Genomic DNA, 20,585 nt, shown 5'->3' with positions numbered 1-20,585 from the left:
CCGGTTCGGGCACCCTCCGCAGTCCCCCGGACGCGGTCCGTACCTCTTCCGGGCGCATATGCCGATGATCGTCACGCAGCGTAGAGGAACTATGTCCCTGAGTGACGAGACTGGTGTATCGTCCCGACAGGGGCTGCGCCGCGCACTTTCGGCGTGAGGGATGGACATTTCAGACTTGTGAGGGGGGCGACGGGCGATGCACGGCCTATGGACGAACGATCCGACGCGGCGGAGCCGCCGGCGGCGACCCTGGCGCTCGGCCGCGCGCAGGCACGGCCACGACACTCACCGCCACAGGAGCCACGCACAGCCGGCGTTCTCGGACCCGAGGGATTCGGGAGCGACGCGGACCGGGAGGACCCGGTGAGCTCGCCCACCACCTCCACGACTCTCCTCGACGGAAAGCTGCGGACGCAGCCCTCGACGGGGACGCCACGCACCGTGCCGCCGGCCAAGGGCGGCCCCGCATCCAACCTCGTCCACCAACTGCTCCTGGCCCTGCTGTGCGCGGGATACGCCGTCGGTTCCGCGCTCGGCTGGGGCTCGGACGAACTCGCTCTGATCATGGGTGACTTCGGGCTCAGCGCCGCGGCGGGCACCGCCGCCGTCTCGTGCTTCCTGTACGCGCGCACCCGCCGCATCCGCTTTCGACCCGCCTGGCTGCTGTTCGCGCTCTCCTCGGCGATGGCGGCCCTCGGCAACGCGGTCTGGGGGTGGTACGAGGTGGTCCTGGGGCGGCCCGTGCCCAGCCCCAGCTTCGCCGATCTGTTCTTCCTCTGCTTCGCGCCCCCCGCCATCGTGGGACTTCTCGTGCTCGCCGCCCGACCGATGACGAAGGCGGGCTGGGTCTGTCTGGCGCTGGACGCCTGGCTGATCGCCGGCTCGCTGCTCACCCTCTCCTGGAGCCTCGCGCTCGCCCAGGCGGCGAAGTTCGACGGGCCGAGCGTGGCGCACGCGGCGCTGTCGCTGGCGTATCCGCTGCTCGACATCGCCCTGGTGAGCATGGTGCTGGTGCTGCACTTCCGGCGTACCGCGGTGAACCGCTCGGCGGTCAACACGGCCGTCGGCGCACTCGCGCTGACCGTGATGTGCGACGCCCTGTTCACCTCACCGCTGCTGCACAACAACTACCGCTCGGGCCAACTGCTCGACGCGGGCTGGTTCGCCGGCTCGCTGCTCCTGGCGTACGCGCCCTGGGCCGCTTCCCGCCGGCAGGGACCGGCATCGGACGAGGGGCACACGCGTGTGGTGCACGAGCACGTACCCGGCCAGCGCACCGGGGGTCACCCGCACGGACCGTCGCGCCCGGCCGCTCACCCGGCCGCCGATCCGTCGGCGCAGCCGCCTCCCCAGGGCGGCGATCACGGCCGGTATCCGGTCACCCGCCCCATCACCGGGTCCCTGGCCGCGCTGACGCCCTATCTCGCCGCGGCCGTCTGCACCCTGGGGATCCTCTACAACGTCCTCAACGGCCGCAGCGTCGACCGTGTGGTGCTGCTGACCGGCGGCGCCGTGGTGCTCGCCCTGGTGGTGCGCCAGGGGATCATGCTGCTCGACAACATCACCCTCACCCAGGAACTGGCGCAGAAGGAGAACCACTTCCGCTCCCTGGTGCAGGGCTCCAGCGACGTCATCATGATCGCCGCCCCCAGCGGCATCCTGCGCTATGTCTCCCCGGCCGCCGCCGGGGTCTACGGCCGGCCCGCGGAAGAGCTGGTCGGCAGCGAACTGGCGAACCTGATCCACCCGGAGGACCTGGGCTGCGTGGTGCACGAGGTGCGCCGCTTCCTCGCCGCGAGTCCCCAGGACGAACCCACGACCCGCATCGAGTGCCGCTTCCGCTCCGGCGACGGAGGCTGGCTCAACGTCGAGTCGACCGTCAACCGGCACCACGGCGGCCTGATCTTCAACAGCCGGGACGTGACCGAACGCGTCCGCCTGCAGGCGCAGCTCCAGCACAACGCCGAGCACGACCCGCTCACCGACCTGCCCAACCGCGCGCTGTTCACCCGGCGCGTCCAGCAGGCCCTGTCCGGCCGCCGCAGCTCCGACCGGGGCCCCGCGCTGCGCAACACGGCGGTCCTCTTCATCGACCTCGACGGCTTCAAGGCCGTCAACGACACCATCGGCCACGCGGCCGGGGACGAACTGCTGGTCCAGGCCGCCCGCAGGCTCCAGGACGCGGTCCGCAAGGGCGACACCGCCTCCCGGCTGGGCGGCGACGAGTTCGCGGCGCTGATCGTCGGCGACGGCACCCGCGACCGGGCCGCCCGGGAACGCCACATACTGGAACTCGCCGACCGCCTCAGGCTCACGCTCTCGCAGCCCTATCTGATCGACGGCAACGAGGTCCGGGTCGCCGCGTCCATCGGCGTCGCCTTCGCCGAACCGGGGCTCGGCGCCGGTGAGCTGCTGCGCAACGCCGACCTCGCCATGTACCGCGCCAAGGCGGGCGGCAAGGGTCGGGTCGAGCTGTACAAGCCGCAGATGCAGCAGGACGTCGTACGCAAGGCGGAGCTGGCCACGCGGCTGCGTGCCGCGCTGCACGACGGCGAGTTCGCCCTGCTGCACCAGCCCGTGGTGCGCCTGGAGGACGGCCGGATCTCGTCGGTCGCCGCGCAGGCCCGCTGGCGCTCCTCCCAGGGGGTGCTCTTCACGCCCGCCGAGTTCCTGCGGGTCGCGGAGGACAGCGACAAGACCGCCGAGCTGGACCGCTGGCTGCTGGAGGAGGCCGTCGAACAGGCCGCCGACCGGGCCGCGAGCGGGCTGACCGTGCCGGTGGTCGTACGGGTGGGCGCCCGGCGGCTGCTGGACCGGTCGATGCCGCTGGGCTCGGTGGAGGCCCTGCTGACACGGCACGGGCTGCCGTCCGGGTCGCTGGTGGTCGAGCTGTCGGACACCGACCCCAGGGTGCCGCTGGACGAGCTGGAGCGCCGGCTGGGGGCCCTGCGGCGCCTCGGCGTCCGCATCGCCCTGGACGGCTTCGGCAGCGGCTACGCGACCTTCACGGCGCTGCGGCGACTCCCCGTCGACGTGCTCAAGCTCGACCGCTCGCTGGTCGAGGGGGTCGTCGAGTCCGCGCGGCTGCACAAGATCACCGGCGGGCTGCTGCGGATCGCGGGCGATCTCGGGCTGCAGTCCGTGGCCGACGGCGTGGACCTGCCCGAACAGGTCGTCGCCCTGCGCGCGCTGGGCTGCACGCACGGCCAGGGCATGGCGTTCTCCGGACCGCTCGACGAGTACCGGCTGCGCCGGGGGCTCGCGACCGGCCGCTATCCGGTGCCGCACGGGCCCGCCGAGCCCGCGTTCGCGGGCGGCGGCGCGGGGGTGTACACCAGTGGGGTGACCGCCGGTGTCACCGCCGTCCTGGGGAGCGGAAGTGCCCTTCGCTCACATAATGAGACTCCCGTCCCACCCACTTGACAGTCGGTGCGCGCCAGGGGGAGGGTCAATGCCATGCGCACCCGAATTCTCGTACTTGGAAAGCGCGTCGGCTGACGCTGGTGACGTCCGGGAGGACCCGGAACGCACAGCGACCCACACCCGGCGCGCTCCCCTCGCTTGCCTTCTGGCACGAGGGGTTTTTTGTTGCACAAAACCCGCAGCACCCCAGTAAGACCCCCAGCAGAACCCAGCAAAACCCTCAGTAAAACCCTCAGCATCGAGAAGAGAATGCCGATGACCGAGCAGGCCACCGGGGCCCATCCGCAGCCACGGCCCCGATCCGGAGGACAGCACTCCGCGTCCGTCGAGCAAGTGACGGGTGCGCAGTCCCTCATCCGTTCGCTCGAGGAGGTCGGCGCCGAGACGGTATTCGGCATTCCCGGCGGTACGATCCTGCCCGCCTACGACCCGATGATGGACTCGACGAGGGTCCGCCACGTCCTGGTCCGGCACGAGCAGGGCGCGGGTCACGCGGCCACCGGATACGCGCAGGCCACCGGCCGGGTCGGCGTCTGCATGGCCACCTCAGGGCCGGGCGCCACCAACCTGGTGACCCCGATCGCCGACGCCCACATGGACTCGGTGCCGCTCGTGGCGATCACCGGCCAGGTGGCGTCCAAGGCGATCGGCACGGACGCCTTCCAGGAGGCGGACATCGTCGGCATCACCATGCCGATCACCAAGCACAGCTTCCTGGTCACCAAGGCCGAGGACATCCCCCGGGTGATCGCGCAGGCCTTCCACATCGCCTCCACCGGCCGCCCCGGCCCGGTCCTGGTCGACATCCCCAAGGACATCCTCCAGGCGAAGACGACGTTCTCCTGGCCGCCGGTCATGGACCTGCCCGGCTACCGCCCGGTGACCAAGCCGCACGCCAAGCAGATCCGCGAGGCCGCCAAGCTGATCACCGCCGCCAAGCGGCCGATCCTGTACGTCGGCGGCGGTGTCCTCAAGGCCGGCGCCACCGCCGAGCTGAAGGTCCTCGCCGAGCTGACCGGCGCGCCCGTCACCACCACGCTGATGGCGCTGGGCGCGTTCCCCGACAGCCACCCGCAGCACCTGGGCATGCCGGGCATGCACGGCTCGGTGGCCGCCGTCACCGGTCTGCAGAAGGCCGACCTGATCGTCGCCCTCGGCGCCCGCTTCGACGACCGCGTCACCGGCAAGCTGGACAGCTTCGCGCCGCACGCCAAGATCGTCCACGCGGACATCGACCCGGCCGAGATCGGCAAGAACCGCGCCGCCGACGTGCCGATCGTCGGTGACGCGCGCGAGGTCATCGCGGATCTGGTCCAGGCCGTCCAGAAGGAGCACAGCGAGGGCCAGCAGGGCGACTACAGCGCCTGGTGGAAGGACCTGAGCCGTTGGCGCGAGACCTACCCGCTCGGCTACGACCAGCCGTCCGACGGCTCGCTCTCCCCGCAGCAGGTCATCGAGCGCATCGGGCGGCTCGCCCCGGCGGACACGATCTTCACCGCGGGCGTCGGCCAGCACCAGATGTGGGCCGCCCACTTCATCCGCTACGAGAAGCCCGCCACCTGGCTGAACTCCGGCGGCGCGGGCACCATGGGCTACGCGGTCCCGGCCGCGATGGGCGCCAAGGCCGGCGCCCCGGACCGGACGGTCTGGGCGATCGACGGCGACGGCTGCTTCCAGATGACCAACCAGGAACTCACCACCTGCGCCCTCAACAACATTCCGATCAAGGTCGCCATCATCAACAACGGCGCCCTCGGGATGGTCCGCCAGTGGCAGACCCTGTTCTACAACCAGCGGTACTCCAACACCGTGCTGCACAGCGGTCCGAACGACGTCAACCCCGACGCCCGCGGCACCCGCGTCCCCGACTTCGTGAAGCTGTCGGAGGCCATGGGCTGCTACGCGATCCGCTGCGAGTCCCCGGACGACCTCGACAAGGTCATCGAAGAGGCGAACTCGATCAACGACCGCCCGGTCGTCATCGACTTCATCGTCCACGAGGACGCCATGGTGTGGCCGATGGTCGCCGCAGGCACCTCCAACGACGAGATCCTGGCCGCCCGGGACGTCCGCCCCGACTTCGGCGACAACGAAGACGACTGAGCGAGAGAGACGTAAAGAAGACATGTCCAAGCACACGCTCTCCGTCCTGGTGGAGAACAAGCCGGGCATCCTGGCCAGGATCGCCGCCCTGTTCTCCCGCCGGGGCTTCAACATCGACTCGCTCGCCGTCGGCGTCACCGAGCACGCCGACATCTCCCGCATCACGATCGTGGTGAGCGTCGACGCCCTGCCGCTGGAGCAGGTCACCAAGCAGCTCAACAAGCTCGTCGAGGTGCTGAAGATCGTCGAACTGGAGCCCGGGACGGCCGTTCACCGCGAACTCGTTCTGGTGAAGGTGCGCTCCGACAACGAGACGCGCTCCCAGATCGTCGAGATCGTCCAGCTGTTCCGTGCCAAGACGGTCGACGTCTCCCCGGAGGCCGTGACCATCGAGGCCACCGGCAGCCACGACAAGCTGTCCGCCATGCTCAAGATGCTGGAACCGTACGGCATCAAGGAGCTGGTCCAGTCCGGCACGATCGCGATCGGCCGCGGCGCCCGTTCGATCACGGACCGTTCGCTGCGCGCGCTCGACCGGTCGGCGTAAGTATGGGAACGGACGGGTCGGCGTCACCGACCCGTCCGTGTCCCGCCCGTATACCGAGACCCCGAGACTTCCCTTCCGCCCGCCGTCATACGGTGGGACGCAACACCTGCACACAAGGAGAGAACCCAAAGTGGCCGAGCTGTTCTACGACGCCGACGCCGACCTGTCCATCATCCAGGGCCGCAAGGTCGCGGTCATCGGTTACGGCAGCCAGGGCCATGCGCACGCGCTGTCGCTCCGTGACTCGGGCGTCGACGTCCGCGTCGGTCTGCACGAGGGCTCCAAGTCCAAGGCGAAGGCCGAGGAGCAGGGCCTGCGCGTGGTGACGCCCGCCGAGGCCGCCGCCGAGGCCGACGTCATCATGATCCTGATCCCGGACCCGATCCAGGCCCAGGTCTACGAGGAGTCCATCGCGCCGAACCTGAAGGACGGCGACGCGCTGTTCTTCGCGCACGGCTTCAACATCCGCTTCGGCTTCATCAAGGCCCCGGCCGGCGTCGACGTGGCCCTGGTCGCCCCGAAGGGCCCCGGTCACCTCGTGCGCCGTCAGTACGAGGAGGGTCGTGGCGTCCCCGCGATCGCCGCGGTCGAGCAGGACGCGACGGGCAACGCGTTCGCGCTGGCGCTGTCGTACGCCAAGGGCATCGGCGGCACGCGCGCGGGCGTCATCAAGACGACCTTCACCGAGGAGACCGAGACCGACCTGTTCGGTGAGCAGGCCGTGCTGTGCGGTGGCACCTCGGCGCTGGTCAAGGCGGGCTTCGAGACGCTGGTCGAGGCGGGCTACCAGCCGGAGATCGCGTACTTCGAGTGCCTGCACGAGCTGAAGCTGATCGTGGACCTCATGTACGAGGGCGGCCTGGAGAAGATGCGCTGGAGCGTCTCCGAGACCGCCGAGTGGGGCGACTACATCACCGGCCCGCGCATCATCACCGACGCCACCAAGGCCGAGATGAAGCAGGTTCTCGCGGAGATCCAGGACGGCACCTTCGCGCAGAACTGGATGGACGAGTACCACGGCGGTCTGAAGAAGTACAACGAGTACAAGACGGCCGACTCCGAGCACCTGCTGGAGACCACCGGCAAGCAGCTGCGCAAGCTGATGAGCTGGGTGAACGAAGAGGCGTAAGCCGTGGGTCCGCGACGGCGCCGCCGGTTCCGGGGCGCCGTCGCGGGGCTCTGCCCGGGTGATCATTCCGCGGAGGCGTAAGGCGACCTCTGTGGCAGCACTAGACTGCTGGACTACATACGCGTTACAGGCCCACAGCGTCGTGCGTCTCCACGCGGCTAGCACCTCCTCCGCCTGCGGCCGTCGGGACGGCCGTCCGCACGCATTGGACTTGTGAGGACTCACGTGAGCTCGAAACCTGTCGTACTCATCGCTGAAGAGCTGTCGCCCGCGACTGTGGACGCGCTTGGCCCGGACTTCGAGATCCGGCACTGCAACGGAGCGGACCGAGCCGAACTGCTCCCCGCCATCGCCGACGTCGACGCGATCCTGATCCGCTCGGCCACCAAGGTCGACGCGGAGGCGATCGCCGCCGCCGGCAAGCTGAAGGTCGTCGCACGGGCCGGCGTCGGCCTGGACAACGTCGACGTGCCTTCCGCCACCAAGGCCGGCGTGATGGTCGTCAACGCCCCGACCTCCAACATCGTGACCGCCGCCGAACTGGCCTGCGGACTCCTGCTCGCCACCGCCCGCCACATTCCGCAGGCCAATGCCGCGCTGAAGAACGGCGAGTGGAAGCGCAGCAAGTACACGGGCGTGGAGCTCGCCGAGAAGACCCTCGGCGTCGTCGGCCTCGGCCGCATCGGCGCGCTCGTCGCGCAGCGCATGTCCGGCTTCGGCATGAAGGTCGTCGCGTACGACCCCTACATCCAGCCCGCGCGCGCCGCCCAGATGGGCGTCAAGGTGCTCTCGCTGGACGAGCTGCTCGAGGTCTCCGACTTCATCACCGTCCACCTGCCGAAGACCCCCGAGACGGTCGGTCTGATCGGCGACGAGGCGCTGCGCAAGGTCAAGCCGAGCGTGCGCATCGTCAACGCCGCGCGCGGCGGGATCGTCGACGAGGAGGCGCTGTACTCGGCGCTGAAGGAGGGCCGGGTCGCCGGCGCCGGCCTCGACGTGTACGCGAAGGAGCCCTGCACGGACTCCCCGCTGTTCGAGTTCGACCAGGTCGTCGCCACCCCGCACCTCGGCGCCTCCACCGACGAGGCGCAGGAGAAGGCCGGCATCGCGGTCGCGCGCTCGGTGCGCCTCGCCCTCGCGGGTGAGCTCGTGCCGGACGCGGTGAACGTCCAGGGCGGAGTCATCGCCGAGGACGTCAAGCCCGGTCTGCCGCTCGCCGAGCGGCTGGGCCGGATCTTCACCGCGCTCGCCGGCGAGGTCGCGGTCCGCCTCGACGTCGAGGTCTACGGCGAGATCACCCAGCACGATGTGAAGGTGCTGGAGCTCAGCGCCCTCAAGGGCGTCTTCGAGGACGTCGTCGACGAGACCGTCTCGTACGTCAACGCGCCCCTGTTCGCGCAGGAGCGCGGCGTCGAGGTGCGGCTGACGACCAGCTCCGAGTCGGCCGACCACCGCAATGTCGTCACCGTGCGCGGCACGCTCTCGGACGGCGAGGAGGTGTCGGTCTCCGGCACGCTGGCCGGTCCGAAGCACCTCCAGAAGATCGTCGCCGTCGGCGAGTACGACGTCGACCTCGCGCTCGCCGACCACATGGTCGTCCTCAACTACGAGGACCGTCCGGGCGTCGTCGGCACCGTGGGCCGGGTCTTCGGCGAGGCGGGCATCAACATCGCCGGTATGCAGGTCGCCCGCGCGGCTGCGGGCGGCGAGGCGCTGGCGGTCCTGACCGTCGACGACACGGTTCCCGCCGGGGTGCTGGCGGAGGTCGCGACGGAGATCGGCGCGACGTCTGCTCGTGCGGTGAACCTCGTCTGAGGTTGCCGCCCGGTCTGGGCGCTGCTGCCCCCAGGCCCCCGCTTCGGCCCTGAAGGGGCCTCGTCCTCGAACGCCGGACGGGCTGACCGAGTCAGCCCGTCCGGCGTTTTTCTGTCCCGTCACTTCGGCAGCTCCACCACCCGGTCCGCGAAGTGCCGTAGGACGTCCCGGTCGTGGCAGATGAACAGATAGCCGAGGCCCAGGTCGTCCTGGAGGTCGGACAGCAGGTTCAGGACGCCGGCCCGGACGGACGGGTCGAGGGCCGACACCGGCTCGTCGAGGACCAGCAGCCGCGGGTCCGAGGCCAGCGCCCGGGCGATGCCGACGCGCTGGCACTGGCCGCCGGAGAGCTCGTCCGGACGACGCTCGCCGTACGAGGGGTCGAGGCCCACCCGGTCGAGGAGTTCGGCCACCTTGGCCGGGCCGTCGGTCGCGCTCCAGCGGCCCTGCACCCTCAGCGGTTCCGCCACCGCGTCGCGGATCCGGTGACGGGGGCTGAGGGAGCCGTACGGGTCCTGGAAGACCGGCTGCATTCGGGGGCGCAGCGGGCGCAGTTCGCGGTCGGTGAGGGTGGTCAACTCCCTTCCCTCGAAGCGGACTTCGCCCGCGTCCGGGCGGCGCAGCTGCAGTACCGCCAGGGCGGTGGAGGACTTGCCGCAGCCGGACGGGCCGTCTAGAGCGAGGGTTTCGCCCGGTTCGAGGGCGAAGGAGACGTGGTCGACGGCTGTCAGCGCGCCGTAGCGGACGACCAGGTCACGGACGTCCAGCAAGGGGCGGGTCGTCGTCCCTGTCATGCGAACTCCCCCAGGGGATCGGTGACTTCGCCCGCGCGATGACAGGCGACCAGGCGTCCGGCGACCTCGTGCTCGGCCGGCTCCTCGCGGTGGCAGACCTCGGCGGCCAGGGGGCAGCGCGGGGCGAACGCACAGCCCGGCGGCAGTGTCCCCGGCGGGGGAGGGGTGCCGGGGAGGGCGGGCAGCCGACGGCGCCGGGGGCCTTCGGCCCGGGGGAGGGCGGCCAGCAGGCCCGCGGTGTACGGTGCCCGCGGGTGCGCCAGGATCTCGCGCGCCGGGCCCGTCTCCACCGCGCGGCCGGCGTACATCACCAGCATCCGGTGCGCATGCCGCCGTACCGCGTCCATGTCATGGGTGACCAGCACGAGCGCCGCGCCGACCGCCTCCCGCTGCTCCGCGAGCAGCTTCAGCACCGACTCCCGGCGGTCGGCGTCCAGCGCGGTGGTCGGCTCGTCGGCGACCAGGATCTCGGGTTCGTTGACGACCGCCATCGCGATGACGGCCCGCTGGCGCATGCCGCCGGAGTACTCGTGCGGGTACGCGCGTGCCGTGCGGGCCGCGTCGGGGATGCCCACCCGGTCCAGCGCGGCCACCGCGCGCGCCCGTGCCTCGCGGCGGGAGAGACCGCTCACCGACCGTACGGCCGCCGCGAGTTGGTCGCCCACCGGGTGGACGGGGGACAGCGCGGCGAGCGCGTCCTGCGGGACCAGCGCGATCCGGCGGCCACGCGCGCCGGACAGGTCCGGGCGGACCGTGCCGGTGGTCGTGGCCTGTCGCGGCAGCAGGCCCAGCAGCGCCCGGGCGGTCAGGCTCTTGCCCGCGCCCGACTCGCCCACCAGGGCGAACACCTCGCGCGCCCGCACGTCGAACGACACCCCGCGCACGGCCTCCCGGCCGCCGACGGAGATCCGCAGGTCACGGACGCGGAGCAGGGGCTCGGACGCCGTCGGGGGCAAGGGGAGCAGCGGGGTCGACGGAGGCGAAGGGGGCAGCGGGGGCAGCGGGGGCAACGGGGTTCTCCTTCTTCGTCGTTCGTGCACGGCCACGGCCACGGCCACGGCCACGGCCACGGCCGCGGCCCTGGGTGTACGCCGCTCCCGACACGGCCAGGCCCGCCAGCAGGGCCAGGGCGACCGCCGGCGCGAGGGCCGCCCACGGGGCCCGTTCCACATAGGCGCGGGACTCGTCGAGGAGCAGCCCCCACTCGGGGGCGGGCGGCTGGGCGCCCAGGCCGAGGAAGCCCAGGGAGGCCAGCGCGAGGGCGATGCCGGGCAGGCGCAGCAGGGCGTGCCGGGCGACCGGGGCCGCCACCGACGGCAGGACGTGCCGGGTGAGGATCCACCACGGGGTCGCGCCGATCGCCCGCTGGGCGGTGAGGAACGACGAGGCCCGCACCTCCTGGACCAGCGCCGCCGTGTGCGCGGCCAGCGGCGGCCAGGAGATCAGCGCGACCGCCAGGGCCGCGCCGCCGGTACCGGGTCCGGCCGCCGCGGCGACCAGGATGCCGACGATCACCGGGGGCAGCGCGTTGGCGATGTCCGCCGCGCCCGCCGCGACGCCCGGCAGAAAGCCCAGCGCCAACGACAGGACCAGACTCAGGAGACAGACGGCCGCCGCCGTGCCGACGGTCGTGGCGGCGCCATGGCCGAGCCGGGCCAGCACGTCACGGCCCAGTCCGTCGGCGCCGAGCGGATGCGCCCAGGACGGCGGGGTCAGCCGGGCGGCCGTGTCCACCGCGTACGGGTCGCGCAGCAGGCCCCAGCCGATCGTCGTCCCGAGGACGGCGGCGAGGGCGAGCGGGATCGCCGGGTGCGTGCGGGCCGGGCGGGCCGGGGGCAGGCTCAGCGAGGCGTCCCGCAGCGCCGGGCCCAGCAGCCGGCGCCGGGCCAGTGCCGCGAGCGCGCCGGTGAGCAGGCCGAGCAGCAGCAGCGCCAGTACCGAGCCCTGGAGCAGCGGCAGATCCTGCGACTTGGCCGCCCCGAGGGCCGTACGGCCGATGCCGGGCACCGCGAACACCGTCTCCACCGCGACCGCGCCGCCCGTCAGACCCACCGCGGCCATCCCGAACTGCGGGAGCAGCGGGGGCAGCACACGGCGCAACGCGGCCGCCGAGACACGGACCCCGCTCACTCCGGCGCCCCGCCACAGCTGCGCCCACCGCTCGTCCAGGACGGCGGGCAGCGCGTCCGCGACCAGACGGCCGAGCAGCCCGCCGGCCGGGACGCCGAGGGCGACGGCCGGCAGGACCAGGTGCCGCGGCCCCTCCCAGCCCGAGGTCGGCAGCAGGCCCAGCCACACCCCGCACACCAGCAGTCCCACCGTGGCCAGCAGGAACTCCGGCACGGCGGCCAGCATCGCCGCGCCCGCACCGGCCGAGGCCCGCCCGCGCAGCAGCACCGGCGCGACCAGCGCGACGGCGAGCAGCAGCGCCACGCCGAGGGCCGCGCCCATCAGCGCCAGCGACACCTTCAGGCCGCTCGCGACCGACGGCAGGACGTCGGTGCCGGAGACCCAGGACGTGCCGAGGTCGCCGTGCGCCAGGTCGGCGGCCCAACTCCCCAGCAGGGGGAGGGGACCCGCGTCCAGGCCGAGGTCGCGCCGGATCGCGGCCAGCGCCTCCGGCGTGGGTTCCTGTTCGGCGGAGCGGGCGCGCAGGACGGTCAGGGCGGGGTCGCGGCCCGAGAGCCAGGGCAGCAGACCCACGGCGGCGAGCACCGCGAGAAGCGCGAGGGTACGGGTGGCCGCGGCCGGGGACGGCCTCAACGCCCTTACCGGCCACCTCACTTGACGTAGGTGGCGGCCGTGACCAGCTCCCGCTCCCGCGGGTCGTGCGCGGCGCCGACGACCCCGGCGGCGTCGCCCTGGACGACCCGCTCGTGCAGCATCGGCACGGCCGCGTCGGCGGCCAGGACGGCGGCCTCGGCGGCGATGACGGCCTTGCGGCGGGCCTCACCGGTGGGCGTCTCGGCGGCCGTCCGCACCGCGGCGTCCACGGCAGGGTCGTCGAGCTGGGCGATGTTGAAGGAGCCGTCGGAGGCGAAGTCGCTGTAGAGGTAGGCGGCCGGGTCGCCGGAGTCCAGGACGGTGGCCCGGGACAGGATGAACGCGTCGAAGGCGCCGGCCAGCGCGTCCGCCTCGATATTGGCGTACTCGCGCACCTCCAGCTTCACCTCGAACCCCGCCTTCTGCAGCTGCTGTTGCAGGGCGGCGGCGACCTCGGGCAACTCGGCGCGGTCGGTGAACGTGCCGATGGTGATCGCCTTGCCGGCCGGGTCGCCCGCCTTCGCGCGGGCCACCGGTGTGCGCAGCCCGGCCGCCCACGGCAGCGCCGGTCCGAGCAGGCCCTCGGCGATGTCCGCGCGCCCCTCGTAGACGCCCCGCACGATCGACTCGGCGTCGATTGCCTCCCGGGCGGCGGCCCGCAGCGAGGCGTCCTCGAACACGCCGTTCCCGGTGTTCAGGTACAGGGTGTTGGTGCGGGGCATGGGCACCTCGGTGACGAGGTCCTCGTCCAGCAGCGCGGCCTGCGAGACGGGAACCGCCTCGACGATGTCGGCCTCGCCGCTGCGCAGGGCGGCCGCGCGGGCGGTGCCGTCGGGGACGAACCGTACGTCGATGCCGGGCGCCCTGGCCTTGCCGCCCCAGTAGGCGTCGTAGCGGTCGAGGGTGGCGGAGGACGTGCCGTTCACCTTCGTCAGCTCGAAGGGGCCGGTGCCCGCCCCGACCGGGTTCACCGTCTTCCCGGTGTACGCCTTCGCCGCGAGGATCGACAACTGCGGCGAGCTGAGCCGCTGCGGGAGCAGGGGGTCCTCGTCGGCGGTGGTGACGGTGACCGTGCCGGCGTCGGCGGCCCGCACGGTGAGCTGCACGCCGTCCAGGATGCGGGGCTTGGGGGCGGCGGTGGCGGCCCTGGTCAGCGATCTGACGACCGCTTCGGCGTCGAGCTTCGTGCCGTCGTGGAAGGTGACGCCGTCGCGTATCGCGAAGCTCCAGGTCCGGCCGCTCTGCCGCCAGGAGGTGGCGAGCGAGGCTTTGGGGTCGCCGTCCGCGTCCAGTTCGACGAGGGTCTCGGCGGTCGACCAGCGGGAGAGCTTGAAGGCGTCGTCGGAGAGCGGGGACAGCCCCGAGCGCGGCGGCTGCATCATCGCGACCCGCACCCGTTTCCCCTCGGCGTCCCCGGCGGCGGCGGACCCGTCACCGGTGAAACACCCGGTGAGCAGCGTGGAGGCGGCCGTCAGGGCGGTGACGGGAAGCAGACGGCGAGCGGGCAGGCGCACGGAACCCTCCGGGTAAAGGGGTGGTCAAGACTGGATGCGCCGACATTAGCATGATGATAATCGTTTTCAGTAAAGCGACTGAAAGCGCTCTGGGCGTGATTTACAGCCGGGCCGCCTTCAAGGTCATGTGCAGCAGCAGTCGGTCCTCGCCGTCGTCCAGGTCCAGGCCGGTCAGCTGTTCCACCCGGGACAGCCGGTAGTACAGCGTCTGGCGGTGGATTCCCAGCTCGGCGGCCGTGCGGCCCGCCTGGCCCGCGCAGTCGAGATACACCTCCGCCGTGCGGGCGAGTTCACGGTGGGCGGGGGCGAGCAGGGACCGTACGGCCGGGTCCTGGAGGGACTGCGGCGGCAGGGCGGTCAGCAGACGGTACGGGCCGATGGACGCCCACTGCGCGACCGGGCCGAGGCGGGGCTCCGCCAGGGCGGCCCGCGCCGACGCCGACGCCTCCTCCCAGGCGGCGCCGAGTTCCGTCAGACCGACGCGCCCCGCGGCCACTCCCGCCGCCGCCTCTCCCGCCCGCTCGAGGAGCCGGGCCGCCGCCGCGGTCGCCGGGGCGAGGGTGTCCGTCGAGCGCAGCCGGACCAGCAGGGCCAGCGACTGGGACGCGGTGCCCCACGGCACCGTGCACAGCGCCGTCGCCCCCGGCAGCGTACGGACGGAAGGGGCGTCGTCCGGGTCGGCGGACGGCCACGGGGTCACGCACACCACCGTGTGCGGGCCGTCCGCGCGGGCGCCCAGCGCGGTGCGCAGCTCCGCGACCGCCATGTCCCGCTGCCAGCCGGGCTGCGCGGTCAGCACCGCCCGCAGCTCCCGGGTGAGGTCGGCCCCGTGCTGCGCCTCGTCGGCGAGCAGCGCGCCGATCCGGGCGGTCACCTCCATCGCGGCCGACAACTGGGCCTCCGACGGCCCGGGATCGTCGTCCAGCAGCCAGACGTAACCGAGGACGACCCCCCGGTGCCGTACCGGGAGGCAGACCCGCCCCCGGTACACCCCCGCCTCCGGGGTCGGCGGGATCCGGACCGGGCCGCTCGCGCGCGTGATGCCGAAGCCCTCGAACCAGGTGCGCACGGCCGCCGTGGAGCGGCGGGTCAGGATCGAGCGGGTGCGCACCGGATCCAGCGCGGACGCGTCCAGCTCACCCTCGCTGTCGTACGCGCCGAAGGCGATCAGCTCGAAGTCCCGGTTCTCCAGGGTCGCCGGAGCGCCGAGAAGCTCCGAGATCTCATCGACCAGTTCCTGGTAGTCGCCTTTGTAGTCGGCTGTCACCCGGGCATTCTCCCGCATTTTCGAAAGCCTTCATACATCTGTCTGAGATCTGCGGCACGGATGCGTGACAGGTGTCGATGGCCGACGATCGGAGGGATCCTTAGGTTTCACGGTGGTTCTATCTGCTGGTTTGTGGAGGTGCCCCGTGCTGGGTCCCGTGATTCTTGCCGCGTCGCGCAGCGACCGGATGCGACGCCTGATCTCGGCGGCCCCGGTGACGAAACAGGTCGTGGACCGCTTCATCCCCGGTGAGACGGTCGACGACATCGTCCCGATCATCGAGGAGCTCACCGCCGAGGGGCTGGAGCTGACGATGGACGTCGTCGGCGAGGACATCACCACCCCCGGGCAGGCCGCCGCCGCCCGCGACGCCTATCTGGCGCTGATCGACCGGCTCGGCGCGCTCGACCTCGGCGAACGGGTCGAGATGTCCGTCAAGCTCTCCATGTTCGGACAGGCGCTCGACGGCGGCCATGAGCTGGCCCTCGCCAACGTCCGCCCGGTCGTGGAGGCCGCGGCCGCCATCGGGACGACCGTCACCCTCGACGCCGAGGACCACACCACCCTCGACTCGATGTTCGCGATCCACGACGCGCTGCGGGAGGACTTCCCGCAGACCGGCTGCGTCATCCAGGCGTACCTGTTCCGCACCGAGGCCGACGCCCGCCGTCTCGCCGCGAACGGCAGCCGGGTACGGCTGGTCAAGGGCGCCTACAAGGAGCCCGCCGAGGTCGCCCACCAGCAGAAACACGAGATCGACAAGGCGTACGTCCGGATCCTGAAGACCCTCATGGACGGCGCCGGGTACCCGATGGTCGGATCCCACGACCCGCGCCTGATCACCATCGCGCAGGAGCTCGCCCACCGCGCCGGCCGCAAGCTCGACGAGTACGAGTTCCAGATGCTCTACGGCATCCGCAGCGACGAGCACCTGCGGCTGGCCGCCGAAGGCCACCGCATGCGCGTCTACACCGCCTACGGCACCGACTGGTACGGCTACTTCATGCGCCGCCTGGCCGAGAAGCCGGCCAACCTGCGGTTCTTCGTCCGCAGCATGATCACCAAAGGCTGAGCCCGAACACCCGCTCAAGTTCAAGGAGTTACGGATCTCATGGACGCTGTGACCCAGGTCCCCACCCCCGTCAACGAGCCGGTGCACGGCTACGCCCCCGGCTCGCCCGAGCGCGCCCGGCTGGAGGCCAGGCTCAAGGAGCTGGCCGACAACCCGATCGAGCTGCCCTGCACCATCGGCGGCGAGCGGCGGATGGGCGGCGGCAAGCGGTTCGACGTCGTGCAGCCGCACAACCGCAAGGCCCGCCTCGGCACCTACGCCAATGCCACGCAGCAGGACGCCCAGGACGCCGTCGACGCGGCCCTCGCCGCCGCGCCCGCCTGGCGCGCGATGTCCTTCGACGACCGCGCCGCGATCATCCTGCGCGCCGCCGAACTGCTCGCCGGTCCCTGGCGCGAGACGCTGGCCGCCTCCACCATGCTCGGCCAGTCGAAGACCGCCCAGCAGGCGGAGATCGACTGTCCCTGCGAACTGGTCGACTTCTGGCGCTTCAACGTCGCCTACGCCCGCCAGATCCTGGCCGAGCAGCCCCCGGCGAACTCGCCGGGCGTCTGGAACCGCCTCGACCACCGTCCGCTCGAGGGCTTCGTCTACGCGATCACGCCGTTCAACTTCACGGCCATCGCCGGCAACCTGCCGACCGCGCCCGCGCTGATGGGCAACGTGGTCGTGTGGAAGCCGTCGCCGACCCAGACCCACGCGGCCGTCCTGCTGATGCAGTTGCTGGAGGAGGCCGGGCTGCCCAAGGGCGTCATCAACCTCGTCACCGGCGACGGCATCGAGGTCTCCGACGTGGCCCTGAACCACCGCGACCTGGCCGGCATCCACTTCACCGGCTCGACCAAGACCTTCCAGTACCTGTGGAAGACGGTCGGCGCCAACATCGAGAAGTACCGCTCCTACCCGCGGCTGGTCGGCGAGACCGGCGGCAAGGACTTCGTCGTCGCCCACCCGAGCGCCGACCGCGCGGTCCTCAAGACCGCCCTCACGCGCGGCGCCTTCGAGTACCAGGGCCAGAAGTGCAGCGCGACCTCCCGGGCCTACATCCCGGCCTCCATCTGGAACTCCGGCTTCAAGGAGGAGTTCGCGGCCGAGGTCGACTACCTCACCATGGGCGACGTCACCGACCTCGCCAACTTCGTCGGCGCCGTCATCGACGAGCGTTCCTTCGCCAAGAACAAGGCCGCCATCGACCGTGCGAAGGCGGACCCGACCTGCACGATCGTCGCGGGCGGCTCCTACGACGACTCGGTCGGCTGGTTCGTCCGCCCGACCGTCGTCGAGTGCACCGACCCGGCGAACGAGGTCTTCACGACCGAGTACTTCGGCCCGTTCCTCGCCGTGCACGTCTACGAGGACGACGCCTACGACGAGATGCTGACGCAGATGGAGTCGGTGTCCGACTACGCGCTCACCGGCTCGGTCATCGCGAACGACCGCGCGGCCGCCGCGTACACGATGGACAAGCTGCGCTACGCGGCCGGCAACTTCTACATCAACGACAAGTCGACCGGCGCTGTCGTCGGCCAGCAGCCCTTCGGCGGCGGCCGCGCCTCCGGCACCGACGACAAGGCCGGCGCCCCGCAGAACCTGATGCGCTGGACGCTGACCCGCGCCATCAAGGAGACCCTGGTCCCGCCGACCGACTACACGTACCCGCACATGGGCTGACACCCACTCCGCCTTCCCCGGCCGCCGGTCACACTCTTCGCCATGACAGACATGACAGGCATGACGGAGAGTGTGACCGTGCAGGCCGACGACGGAGTGCGGCTGTGGGCCGCGCGGTCGGGGCGCGACGGGACGGGCGAAGCGCTGGTGCTGTGCCACGGCGGGCCCGGCCTGTGGGACATGTTCGAGGACGTGGCCGCCCGGCTCGACGACCTGGCGCCGGTGATCCGCTGGGACCAGCGCGGCTGCGGGCGGTCGGAGCGCTGCGCCGGACCGTGGACCACCGAGCGCTTCGTGGCCGATCTGGACGCCGTACGACGGCACTTCGGCCTCGAACGGATGGTGCTGCTCGGCCACTCCTGGGGCGCGCAGCTCGCGCTGAGCTATGCGCTGGCCCACCCGGAACGCGTCGGCGCGCTGCTGTACGTCAGCGGTACGGGCATCGACCCGGTGTCCTCCTGGCACGGGTCGTTCTCCGAGAACTTCCTCGCCCGGCTCGGGGAGGCGCCCGACCGGCTCGCCCGCTGGCGGGAGCTGTCGAAGGAGGTCCCCGAGCGGGCCGTGCTGCAGTGGTCGATCGAGTTCGAGGACCGGGACCGGGCGCTGGAGCACGCCGGACGCATGGCCGACCCCTGGTTCGGGATCAACGTGGAGTGCAACGACGCCCTGAACGCCGAGACCGGACGCGACTGGGGCGCCCCCGAGCTGTACACCGCCTGCCAGGCGCTCGACGTGCCCGTGACGATCGTCGACGGCGCCCGCGACATCCGGCCGCGTTCGGCCGTCGACTCGCTGGAGCGGGCCCTGCCGCGGGGACGGCGGGTGATCTTTCCGGAGGCCGGGCACCTGCCGTGGGTGGAGCAGCCGAGGGGCTTCCGGGAGGCCGTGGCGGCGGCCCTCGACGGGGGCCGCCGTCTCAGATAGTAGGAAGTCCGAGTATTTGTAGAGACAGGCGCGCGCTCCTCGCTTAGCTTTGTAGGAGCCGAACGTCTCGCTCGATCAAGCGAATGGCGGTCGTGAGCCGGGCCCCGTGCAGGCAACCCCTGCGGCCCGCTCCCCGCCCACCGGCGTCTCGAACCCCCCTTCAGCACTCCCTGGAATTCGAAGGAGTCGATTTCCCATGGCCGAGACGACCGTCCGCCGCCGAGTCCGTCACGTCTCCGGTACGAGCGAGTCCGACCGCAAGAACGCCGCCGCCGCCCTCCAGCGCGCCCTCGACCGCCGTGACAACGGCGGCGAGACCGGCCACTGAGCCGAGCCGGGCAGAGCCGGCCGCAAGTCCGGGAGCCGCACCCGCACGGGGTGTGGCGCGGGCCCCGAACGGGACTTCGGGACCCGCGCCGCACCTCGACTCCGTCGTCCGTATGGCGGACAGTTCATGTCATCCCATGGGACGGAGGAGTAGGGTTCCCGCATGTCTCGCAGCCTCAATCTCGCAGTGATTCCCGGTGACGGCATCGGCCAGGAGGTCGTGGCCGAAGGTCTCAAGGTCCTCTCCGCCGTCCTCCCGCAGGATGTGAAGCTGGAGACCAAGGAGTACGACTTCGGCGCCCGGCGCTACCACGCCACCGGTGAGACCCTCACCGACGCCGACACCGAGGCGCTTCGGCAGCACGACGCCATCCTGCTCGGCGCGATCGGCGACCCGAGCGTCCCGTCCGGCGTCCTGGAGCGGGGCTTCCTGCTCAAGCTGCGCTTCCTCTTCGACCACCATGTGAACCTGCGTCCGTCGAAGCTCCTCCCGGGCGTCGCCACCCCGCTGGCCGGCCAGCCCGAGATCGACTTCATCGTGGTCCGCGAGGGCACCGAGGGCCCGTACACCGGCAACGGCGGCACCATCCGCAAGGGCACCCCGCACGAGGTCGCCACCGAGGTCTCCGTGAACACGGCCTTCGGCGTCGAGCGTGTCGTCCGGGACGCGTTCGCCCGCGCCCAGGCCCGCCCCCGCAAGAAGCTGACGCTGGTCCACAAGAACAACGTGCTGGCCTTCGCCGGCCACCTGTGGACGAACGTCTTCAACAAGGTGGCCGAGGAGTTCCCCGAGGTCACCACCGACTACATCCACGTCGACGCGGCCACGATCTACCTGGTCACCGACCCGGGCCGGTTCGACGTCATCGTCACCGACAACCTCTTCGGCGACATCATCACCGACCTCGCCGCGGCCGTCTCCGGCGGCATCGGCGTCGCCGCCAGCGGGAACATCAACCCGTCCGGCGAGTTCCCGTCCATGTTCGAGCCGGTGCACGGCTCGGCCCCGGACATCGCCGGCCAGGGCAAGGCCGACCCCACCGCCACGGTCCTGTCCGTCGCCCTGCTGCTGCGTCACCTCGGCCACGAGGCGGAAGCGGTCCGCATCGAGGAAGCCGTCTCCGCCGACCTGGCGGAGCGCGGCTCGCTGCCCGCGCGCAGCACCTCCGAGATCGGTGACGCGCTCTCCGTACGAGTAGCCGGCTGACCCCGCGCTGCACGAAACCTTTCGAAGCC

General features: G+C 71.8%; 15 protein-coding genes. 10 read left to right on the top strand and 5 right to left on the bottom strand.

Annotated features, from left to right (window positions below; genetic code table 11):
* The first annotated feature begins 363 nt into the window (after window positions 1-363).
* The 5 genes from ACWD4O_RS40475 (at window position 364) to serA (ending at window position 9,017) form a co-directional block, all read left to right on the top strand.
* Complete coding sequence (locus ACWD4O_RS40475) at window positions 364-3,423, top strand: putative bifunctional diguanylate cyclase/phosphodiesterase (protein WP_451288046.1); 3,060 nt, start codon at window positions 364-366, stop codon at window positions 3,421-3,423.
* Between the two features lie 255 nt (window positions 3,424-3,678).
* The gene (locus ACWD4O_RS40470) at window positions 3,679-5,526 is read left to right on the top strand and encodes an acetolactate synthase large subunit (RefSeq protein WP_451288045.1); all 1,848 of its coding nucleotides are present in this window, start codon (window positions 3,679-3,681) and stop codon (window positions 5,524-5,526) included.
* A 22-nt stretch (window positions 5,527-5,548) separates the two neighbouring features.
* On the top strand, window positions 5,549-6,073 hold the full coding sequence (gene ilvN / locus ACWD4O_RS40465) for an acetolactate synthase small subunit (RefSeq protein ID WP_351916523.1): 525 nt from the start codon (window positions 5,549-5,551) through the stop codon (window positions 6,071-6,073).
* A 130-nt stretch (window positions 6,074-6,203) separates the two neighbouring features.
* Window positions 6,204-7,202, top strand: coding sequence for a ketol-acid reductoisomerase (ilvC, locus tag ACWD4O_RS40460; RefSeq protein ID WP_358806558.1), 999 nt, complete (start codon window positions 6,204-6,206; stop codon window positions 7,200-7,202).
* 225 nt (window positions 7,203-7,427) lie between these two features.
* The gene (gene serA / locus ACWD4O_RS40455) at window positions 7,428-9,017 is read left to right on the top strand and encodes a phosphoglycerate dehydrogenase (RefSeq protein ID WP_450950741.1); all 1,590 of its coding nucleotides are present in this window, start codon (window positions 7,428-7,430) and stop codon (window positions 9,015-9,017) included.
* Between the two features lie 119 nt (window positions 9,018-9,136).
* Here serA and ACWD4O_RS40450 read toward each other — a convergent pair whose 3' ends face one another.
* The 5 genes from ACWD4O_RS40450 to ACWD4O_RS40430 form a co-directional block, all read right to left on the bottom strand.
* Window positions 9,137-9,811: an ATP-binding cassette domain-containing protein gene (locus tag ACWD4O_RS40450; protein WP_451288044.1), complete on the bottom strand. Its 675-nt coding sequence runs from the start codon at window positions 9,809-9,811 to the stop codon at window positions 9,137-9,139.
* Complete coding sequence (locus ACWD4O_RS40445; RefSeq protein ID WP_451288043.1) at window positions 9,808-10,767, bottom strand: ABC transporter ATP-binding protein; 960 nt, start codon at window positions 10,765-10,767, stop codon at window positions 9,808-9,810. The genes ACWD4O_RS40450 and ACWD4O_RS40445 overlap by 4 nt, the downstream gene beginning before the upstream one ends.
* Entirely contained in the window at window positions 10,727-12,574 is a 1,848-nt protein-coding gene (locus ACWD4O_RS40440; protein WP_451288042.1) for an ABC transporter permease subunit, read from the bottom strand. The genes ACWD4O_RS40445 and ACWD4O_RS40440 overlap by 41 nt, the downstream gene beginning before the upstream one ends.
* A gap of 17 nt (window positions 12,575-12,591) precedes the next feature.
* Window positions 12,592-14,088, bottom strand: coding sequence for an ABC transporter substrate-binding protein (locus ACWD4O_RS40435; RefSeq protein ID WP_451288041.1), 1,497 nt, complete (start codon window positions 14,086-14,088; stop codon window positions 12,592-12,594).
* Between the two features lie 100 nt (window positions 14,089-14,188).
* Window positions 14,189-15,373 carry a PucR family transcriptional regulator gene (locus ACWD4O_RS40430; protein ID WP_451288040.1) on the bottom strand — a complete coding sequence of 395 codons (1,185 nt, stop codon included), beginning with the start codon at window positions 15,371-15,373 and terminating at the stop codon, window positions 14,189-14,191.
* A gap of 127 nt (window positions 15,374-15,500) precedes the next feature.
* On the opposite strand from ACWD4O_RS40430, the gene ACWD4O_RS40425 reads away from it, so the two are divergent.
* The 5 genes from ACWD4O_RS40425 (at window position 15,501) to ACWD4O_RS40405 (ending at window position 20,556) form a co-directional block, all read left to right on the top strand.
* On the top strand, window positions 15,501-16,427 hold the full coding sequence (locus tag ACWD4O_RS40425; RefSeq protein ID WP_451288039.1) for a proline dehydrogenase family protein: 927 nt from the start codon (window positions 15,501-15,503) through the stop codon (window positions 16,425-16,427).
* A gap of 39 nt (window positions 16,428-16,466) precedes the next feature.
* The gene (gene pruA, locus ACWD4O_RS40420) at window positions 16,467-18,098 is read left to right on the top strand and encodes an L-glutamate gamma-semialdehyde dehydrogenase (protein WP_451288038.1); all 1,632 of its coding nucleotides are present in this window, start codon (window positions 16,467-16,469) and stop codon (window positions 18,096-18,098) included.
* Window positions 18,099-18,140: 42 nt separating this feature from the next.
* A complete protein-coding gene (locus ACWD4O_RS40415) occupies window positions 18,141-19,022 on the top strand; it encodes an alpha/beta fold hydrolase (RefSeq protein ID WP_451288037.1) in 882 nt (293 codons plus the stop codon).
* Window positions 19,023-19,218: 196 nt separating this feature from the next.
* Window positions 19,219-19,350, top strand: coding sequence for a hypothetical protein (locus ACWD4O_RS40410; RefSeq protein ID WP_351911685.1), 132 nt, complete (start codon window positions 19,219-19,221; stop codon window positions 19,348-19,350).
* A gap of 162 nt (window positions 19,351-19,512) precedes the next feature.
* Window positions 19,513-20,556, top strand: a complete 1,044-nt coding sequence (locus tag ACWD4O_RS40405) for a 3-isopropylmalate dehydrogenase (RefSeq protein ID WP_451288036.1) — start codon at window positions 19,513-19,515, stop codon at window positions 20,554-20,556.
* The last annotated feature ends 29 nt before the right edge of the window (window positions 20,557-20,585 follow it).

Source organism: Streptomyces sp. NPDC002623 (assembly GCF_053592635.1).
The sequence above is the reverse complement of the archived record's forward strand: the minus strand, read 5'-3'. Positions and strand labels throughout refer to the sequence as shown.

Coding starts and splice junctions, on each gene's coding strand:
- ACWD4O_RS40470 (WP_451288045.1), top strand. CDS start 3,679: ATGACCGAGCAGGCCACCGGGGCCCATCCGCAGCCACGGCCCCGATCC.
- ilvN (WP_351916523.1), top strand. CDS start 5,549: ATGTCCAAGCACACGCTCTCCGTCCTGGTGGAGAACAAGCCGGGCATC.
- ACWD4O_RS40450 (WP_451288044.1), bottom strand. CDS start 9,811: ATGACAGGGACGACGACCCGCCCCTTGCTGGACGTCCGTGACCTGGTC.
- ACWD4O_RS40430 (WP_451288040.1), bottom strand. CDS start 15,373: ATGCGGGAGAATGCCCGGGTGACAGCCGACTACAAAGGCGACTACCAG.
- pruA (WP_451288038.1), top strand. CDS start 16,467: ATGGACGCTGTGACCCAGGTCCCCACCCCCGTCAACGAGCCGGTGCAC.
- ACWD4O_RS40415 (WP_451288037.1), top strand. CDS start 18,141: ATGACAGACATGACAGGCATGACGGAGAGTGTGACCGTGCAGGCCGAC.
- ACWD4O_RS40410 (WP_351911685.1), top strand. CDS start 19,219: ATGGCCGAGACGACCGTCCGCCGCCGAGTCCGTCACGTCTCCGGTACG.
- ACWD4O_RS40405 (WP_451288036.1), top strand. CDS start 19,513: ATGTCTCGCAGCCTCAATCTCGCAGTGATTCCCGGTGACGGCATCGGC.